This window comes from Carnobacterium sp., assembly GCF_032094055.1.
In the GTDB taxonomy this organism is placed as follows: Bacteria; Bacillota; Bacilli; order Lactobacillales; family Carnobacteriaceae; genus Carnobacterium_A.
This window is the reverse complement of sequence record NZ_DAMDAK010000037.1, coordinates 5,428-7,329: the sequence shown is the minus strand read 5'-3', so window position 1 is coordinate 7,329 and position 1,902 is coordinate 5,428. Positions and strand designations below refer to the sequence as shown.

The 1,902-nt window shown below is 33.6% G+C and carries 1 protein-coding gene and 1 pseudogene; one reads left to right on the top strand and one right to left on the bottom strand.

The window, feature by feature from the left end; all coding sequences use genetic code 11:
- Positions 1 to 923 (top strand): annotated as a pseudogene (locus RT405_RS07245) (tetronasin resistance protein); the annotation flags it as partial.
- A 149-nt stretch (positions 924 to 1,072) separates the two neighbouring features.
- Here the strand turns inward: RT405_RS07245 and RT405_RS07240 are convergent.
- Positions 1,073 to 1,735: an HI_0552 family protein gene (locus RT405_RS07240; RefSeq protein WP_313468800.1), complete on the bottom strand. Its 663-nt coding sequence runs from the start codon at positions 1,733 to 1,735 to the stop codon at positions 1,073 to 1,075.
- Positions 1,736 to 1,902: the final 167 nt, after the last annotated feature.

The following is a 1,902-nucleotide window of genomic DNA, read 5'->3' as shown; positions in this document are numbered from 1 at the left end:
AACTCAAATATACATTTTTCCATGATCAATCCAATGGGGTGGACGTATTTAACTTATCCATTCACTGAAAATAATTGGTTTCCTCTTATACTGGGAATCGTCTTTGTGCTCATCCTATTGCTGATAGCTTTTTCTTTGGAAGGAGGCCGGGATTTAAATGCTGGTTATTTGCCTGAACATAGGGGACGAGCTTATGCTAAAAAATCGTTATTATCAGTGCCGGGACTCTTTTTTAAAATCAATAAAGGTGTTATTTTAGGTTGGTTGATTGCATTTGTTTGCATGGGAATGGCATATGGATCAATCTACGGAGATATGCAGGCTTTTCTTAATAGCAACGAATTGATGAAACAAATGTTTAATCACTCTGGGATTTCTATTGAGCAGTCATTTACAGGTACTATCATGATGGTTATGATTGGACTGGCAATTATTTTGCCAATAGCTGTTGTAAATAAATTATATGCAGAAGAAACTCGATTACATTTAAGCCAACTTTTTTCAACAAAAGTTTCTCGTGGTCAGCTTTATTGGACGACAGTCCTTTTGGCTATCTCTTCTGGATTAGCTGGTGTTTTACTAAGTGCTGGTAGTTTAGGCAGTGTCGCTTTATTGGCAATGAAAGATCCCACCAAAATGAACATGTGGGATTTTCTGATTGCTGGCTTTAACTATTTACCGACTGTTTTGTTCTTTATAGGATTAGCAGGTTTAGCGCTTGGAGTTGCACCTAAATTAGGAAAAGCGGTTTATGTATATTTGGGCTACTCTTTTTCTTTAAGTTATTTTGGCGGAATCCTAGACTTACCCGCTTGGTTTTTAAAGACATCAGCTTTAAATTGGTTGCCGCAAATGCCAGTTTATTCCTTATTCTATTAGGGATGATTGGATATAGGCGTCGTGATATGTACAAGGGTGCATAGTATTGAGGAATTATAATTGAACATCTTAGATAGAAAGTACAGTTCTTATTTGATATTGAACTGTACTTTTTTTAAACATATAACATTTTGGAAAACTTCAAATATAGAACAATCATTTCATCTCAAATCTTACGCGCAACTTAGAATAATCATCGATTTCTAGTATCAAGCAATAGATATAATGGAGCGAGTTCCTTTAAACTCTCGGCTATCTCATCTTCAAGATTATTGAGCTCTATCCCGCGATAAAAAATTTTTCCTAATTGAAACGTACCTCCTTCAAGGCTTTCTTGAAACTGTTTTTGTATCGCTGAATCTTCAAGGTAATTCTTTAAAGGTAAATGATTTTCTAACTCAGGATCTTGTTGCCGCCAAATATAGTAATCTGCTGTATCGATATGTTGGCTCCATGCAGGAATTGCCTTTAATAAGTGATTGTAATCTTCTTTAGTTCCTTTACGCCTATCGCTTTTATAGTGTTGGAACATCAAATATATTTGGATTTGCTTACAATTCATTAACACAGCTGCACACGCATTTTCTTCTTGGCGTTCAACTCCTCGATAAGCACTCCAAAAGTGGTTTCGCAAGTTCCAACCATTTGTCCAGCTTTCTATTTTAGGTTTTCCAAAAATCTCATCATCTATTAATTGCATACATACTTCGTTTTGTAAATTTTTCCATTTTAACCAAACGGTTTTATAACTATTTTTTATTTCTTCAATTTCTTTTTTAGGGTAATTCTCATTGATCTGTTTGAATGTAAATTCTTTACGATCAAAAATCTTAAAATCCTCTTCTGTAATTTCAATCATTTATTTTTTCTCCTATATTCATTTAATCCCCATAGAGGTTAAGTTAAATTTTTAGCAGTATTCGAAAAACAAATTGTTTCTGTTAATGTTACAATTGAAACAAACTAGTCAGAAAAAAATCCTTCTAATAAAAACTTTACTGCAAATAATGTTGAAATTCAATG